Genomic DNA, 4,629 nt, shown 5'->3' with positions numbered 1-4,629 from the left:
AGGGCGGCCGCCGGCACCGCGACGACGGCCGCCGCCCAGGCGGCCACCGCGCTCGACGCCGCCCGGCAGCGACACGAGGCCGCGCAGGCCGCAGCCAAGGCGTGCCTCGCGCGCGACGAGGCCGACCGGCTCGCGGCCCGGGTCACCGGCATCGACGCGATCGGAACCGAACTCGCCGCGGTCGCCGCGCAATTGGCGGCGATCACGCTCACCGACACCGTGCTCGCCAATATCGAGAAGCACTGGTCGACCGTCCAGCGCATCGAGGCGCAACTGCAAGCCGACGCCGCGACCGTCGAGTTCACCGCACCGGTCGACCTCGACATCACCGTCGACGGTCAGGCCCGCAGCCTCACCGCCGGCCAGACTTTCACCCAACCGGCCTCGGCGGCCGTGCTGGTCGACGTGCCAGGAGTGTTGACGGTGCGCATCGACCCCGGGGCCAGCACGGCGAAGCTGCGCGCGGATCTCGCAGCGGCACAAGGCCGTCTGGATGCCGAACTGCAGGCCGCCGGTTCGTCCGACGTCGAGGCCGCCCGCGAGTCCAACGTGCGGCGTCGCGCGCTGACCGAGGTCCGCACCACCCAGGCCGCGAAACTCGAGGGCCTGTGCGCCGGGGAGGACGCCGCATCGATTCGCCGGCGGCTGGCCGACACCCGCGCCGCCGCTGCCGACGAGTCCGTCGACGGCGCGACCGTCGCGGCCGAGTTGAGGGCGGCCGACGGCGCCCTGCGGGTCGCCGAGGTCGATGCCGGGACCCTGCGGGAGGCCGCCACCGCGGCTTCGGCGGCATTGACCGACACAGTCACCGCCGCAACGGTTTTACGGGATCGGATCAACACCGCCCAGGCTGAGCACACCTCAGTGGGCGATCAGTTGGCGACGCTGCGCGCCGCCCTGGCCGACGAGGACGTCGCCGCCCAGGCCACCGCCGACGCCGAGGAACAACGCTGCGCCGACGCCGCCGTGACCGCCCTCGCCGAGCGTTACGCCGCCGGTGACCCGGGGGCGGTCGAGGCTGAGCTTGCCGCCGCGTCGAAGGCCGTCGACACCATCACCGCGGAACGGGACGCCGCCGGACTGGAGTTGCACAACCTCACCGTCGAACTGGCCCTCATCGGCGGCGAGGGCCGCCAGGGTCTGCTGGATGAGGCACAGGCCGAACTCGAGCGGGCCCGCGCCGACTACGCCCGCATCCAGGAACGGGCCGCCGCCGCGGAGTTGTTGCGCGCCACAATGATCCGGCACCGGGACAACACCCGGGCGCGCTACGTGCAGCCGTACCGCACCGAACTGGAGCGGTTGGGCCGGGAGGTCTTCGGCACCAGTTTCGAGGTGGACGTCGACACCGAACTGACCATCCGGACCCGCACCCTCGACGGCTGCACCGTGCCGTACGACTCGCTGTCGGGAGGCGCCAAGGAGCAGTTGGGCATTCTGGCTCGGCTGGCCGGGGCGGCGCTGATCGCCGAGGAGGACACCGTGCCGGTGGTGATCGACGACGCGCTGGGCTTCAGCGACCCCGACCGCCTGGACAGGATGTGTGCGGTGCTCAACACTGTCGGCGACAGCGGTCAGGTGATCGTGCTCACCTGCACCCCCGGCCGTTACGCCGGCGTGGCCGACGCCGAGTTCGTCGAGTTGAGCGCTTAGCCGTCAGTCGGCCAGTGCCAGCACCTCGTCGAAACCCTCGACCAGGCAGTCGTAGAACTGCTCGAAGTCCGGGATCGCTCCGGTGTCGACGTCGATCCCCAGCGCACAGGTTCCGACGTAGGTCAGCAGGGTGACGTTCACCGCCGAACCGATGGTCGGCCCGAAGGCATACTGCGCGGTGACCTTCGCCCCGGCCAGGTAGACCGGCACCGGGATTCCCGGCACGTCGCTGGCCAGGAAGTCGATCTTGCGCAGCATCGACCCGATGTAGCTCCGCGGCATCAGGTTCATCGCCCCGGCCAGCAGTTGGACGTAGGCCGTCGATCGTTCGTTGCGGACCCGGGTGGTGCGCTCCCGGGTCCGGCGGATCCGCGCGGCCGGGTCGGCAAGGCCGACGGGCACGTCGAAACGGGCGAGGGTGATGTGGTTTCCGCCCATGTTCTCGCCCGCCTCGCGGATGCTGATCGGCATCGTCAGGTGCAGATCCCCCACCGTCGCGCCGTGCTTCTCGTGGTAGCGGCGCAGACCGCCGGAGATCCCGGCGACGAACGCGTCGTTGAGTGCTCCGCCGCCGCGGTGGGCGGCCTCCTTCAGTTTGTCCAGCGGGACCGAGTGCACGGCCAACCGGCGCACCAGGGTGCGTTCCCTCATCAACGTGGAGCCGGTATGGGCCACCGGTCGCACGAACCGATACACCGACCCGGCCAGTTCGGTGGCCGCGGCGGTGGTCGAGATCGGCCGGCGAAGGGTGTTGAACAACAGTCTGGGCGCCCCGGTCACCGCACCGGTCACCGCCCGGCGCACCAGTCCGGCGTCGTAACGCAGGGCGTCGACGTAGTCGCTGAGCGGACCGTGCCGGTGCACCTCCGGCTCGTCGGAACCGGCCGCCACCGCGTCGGGATGGCGGGGCTCGGCGGTGACGTCGAAGATCGTCATCGCGATCTGCACGCCGCCCACCCCGTCGGTGAGCGCGTGATGGAACTTCAGCAGCACCGCCGCGCCGCCGTCGTCGAGTCCCTCGATCAGCGTCGCCGTCCACAACGGCCGGGCCCGGTCGAAGTCCGACATCGCCGCCACCCGGGCCATCTCCAGCACCGCGTCGAGGTTGCCCGGTTCGGGGGCCGACACCCGGCGCATGTGGAAGTCCGGGTCGAAGTCGGGTGCCGGCTCCCACCGCGGCGGCGTCGGCGGCGGCGACTCCACCACGACCTGACGAAACATCGGGAGGTTGGAAGAGACCGCCCGGAAGCGTTCCCGCACCACGTCCCAGTCCGGCGCGCGGTCGAGCAGGATCAGCGTCACCACCGTGGACCGCAGCCGCGGGTCGGATTCCATCGCCCAGGCGAAGGCGTCGCTCTGGCTCATGAACTCGCTCATCGTGATTCCACGCTACGGCCGACCGCGGCCGTCGTCACCACTCCCGCGGCAAGTGGTGACCTTCTCCCCTGTACCTCCCCCCGTACCTCCCCCCGTGCCTCCCGGTGCGCAAGGGGGGAGTGGGCACAATGGGGGAGTGGCGGGAGCGCACGCATGACACTGGGCGCCAGACGCCGCCGCGTCCACGACAGGCTCGCCGCGCTGCCCGGTGTGCGCTCGGTGCGCCGCCCGGTGACCACCGAGGCCGGCGATCGGTTCGACCTCTACTACGTGCGCACCGGCCCGGGAACCGGTGTGCCACTGGTCGTCATCCCGGGTGGTCCCGGCATGGCCTCGATCGGGCACTACCAGGGTCTGCGCCGCCGCGCCGCCGCCGACGGCCTCGAGGTGATCATGGTGGAGCACCGCGGGGTCGGAATGTCGCGCCACGACGACGACGGTCGGGATCTGCCCTCCGAGGCGCTCACCATCGCCCACGTGGTCGACGACATCGCCGCGGTCCTCGACGACGCCGATGTGGCCGGCGCGGTCCTCTACGGCACGTCCTACGGCAGCTACCTGGCGGCCGGGGTCGGTGTCGGCCATCCGCACCGGGTGCGCGCGATGATCCTCGACTCGCCGTTGCTCAACGGCGACGACATCGAGATCGTGCGCCGCGAATTGCGCCGGCTGCTCTGGTTCGGCACCGATCCGGACGCCTCGGGCCTGGCGCCCAAGGTGCGCGAACTGGCCGAGAACGGCGCCATGACCGCCGCCGACGCCCAGACCCTCGCCGCGCTGTACGGAATCGGCGGCGAAGCGATGCTGCACCGCCTGCTCGACCTGCTGCTCGACGAACGCCGGATGCTGTGGACGACGATGAACCACGTGGGCCGGGTCGCCGGCCGAAAAATGCCGTACCGCAACGAATCCGACCTGGTGGGTCCGATCGGCTTCCGCGAACTCAACTTCCACGGCACCCCGGACGGCCTACCGCTTGACCCCGCGGTGGCAATGCGGGAGTCCGCCCACGATGAGCCGCCGGAATTCCAGGGCGAGCCCTTCGACCTGGTCTCGCAGATGCGTTCCTTCGGGTGGCCGACCGTGGTGGTCTCCGGCGGCCGCGACCTGATCACGCCGCCGGCCGTCGCCCAGCGAATCGCCGACCTCGTCCCGGACGCCGCTCTGGTGCGGCTGCCCACCGCCGGGCACAGCATCCTGGACCTCCGGGAGCGGGCAGCCCTGCGGGTCGCCGCAGAGGTGTGCGCGGGCCGGGCCGCGGAGTTGCCGGCCCGAGGCGCGGAACTGGACGACCTGCCGCCGCCGCCCGAACTGAGGCTGGTGGGCTGGGCCATCGAGGCGGCGGCGCGCGTCGAGGGAGCCGTGCCGCGCTTTCTGGCGGCGCGCCTTACTTCATGAAACCGATTGTGCTGTAGTTCAAGTCGCCGACGCCGGACGGTCCGAAGTTGGCCAGCGAATCGCGCACCGCCACGTTGCCCGGAGACTGGAACAACGCCAGGCTGAACACCTCTTCCCACAGCATCTTGTCCACCTCGTTGGCCAGCGCCCGGGCCTTGGCCGGGTCGAGTTCGTCGAGCACCTCCTCGACCTTGGCGTCGA

General features: G+C 71.3%; 2 protein-coding genes and 2 pseudogenes. 2 read left to right on the top strand and 2 right to left on the bottom strand.

Annotation, left to right across the window (positions count from 1 at the left end; genetic code table 11):
- A pseudogene (locus ADBZ5U_RS14435) lies at nt 1–1,653 on the top strand (AAA family ATPase); the annotation flags it as partial.
- A 3-nt stretch (nt 1,654–1,656) separates the two neighbouring features.
- Here ADBZ5U_RS14435 and ADBZ5U_RS14430 read toward each other — a convergent pair.
- Nucleotides 1,657–3,030, bottom strand: coding sequence for a wax ester/triacylglycerol synthase domain-containing protein (locus ADBZ5U_RS14430; RefSeq protein WP_526811329.1), 1,374 nt, complete (start codon nt 3,028–3,030; stop codon nt 1,657–1,659).
- Nucleotides 3,031–3,183: 153 nt separating this feature from the next.
- On the opposite strand from ADBZ5U_RS14430, the gene ADBZ5U_RS14425 reads away from it, so the two are divergent.
- The gene (locus tag ADBZ5U_RS14425) at nt 3,184–4,428 is read left to right on the top strand and encodes an alpha/beta hydrolase (protein WP_526811327.1); all 1,245 of its coding nucleotides are present in this window, start codon (nt 3,184–3,186) and stop codon (nt 4,426–4,428) included.
- On the opposite strand, the pseudogene ADBZ5U_RS14420 reads toward ADBZ5U_RS14425, so the two are convergent.
- Nucleotides 4,418–4,629, bottom strand: a pseudogene (locus ADBZ5U_RS14420) (ABC transporter family substrate-binding protein); the annotation flags it as partial. The gene ADBZ5U_RS14425 and the pseudogene ADBZ5U_RS14420 sit on opposite strands and share 11 nt — an antisense overlap.

Origin of the sequence: Mycobacterium sp. (genome assembly GCF_040398885.1) — a bacterium.
GTDB lineage: Bacteria > Actinomycetota > Actinomycetes > Mycobacteriales > Mycobacteriaceae > Mycobacterium.
This window is presented reverse-complemented; position numbering and strand designations above follow the sequence as displayed.

Excerpts from the sequence above, each read along its gene's own strand:
- ADBZ5U_RS14430 (WP_526811329.1), bottom strand. The coding sequence starts at position 3,030 with ATGAGCGAGTTCATGAGCCAGAGCGACGCCTTCGCCTGGGCGATGGAA.
- ADBZ5U_RS14425 (WP_526811327.1), top strand. The coding sequence starts at position 3,184 with ATGACACTGGGCGCCAGACGCCGCCGCGTCCACGACAGGCTCGCCGCG.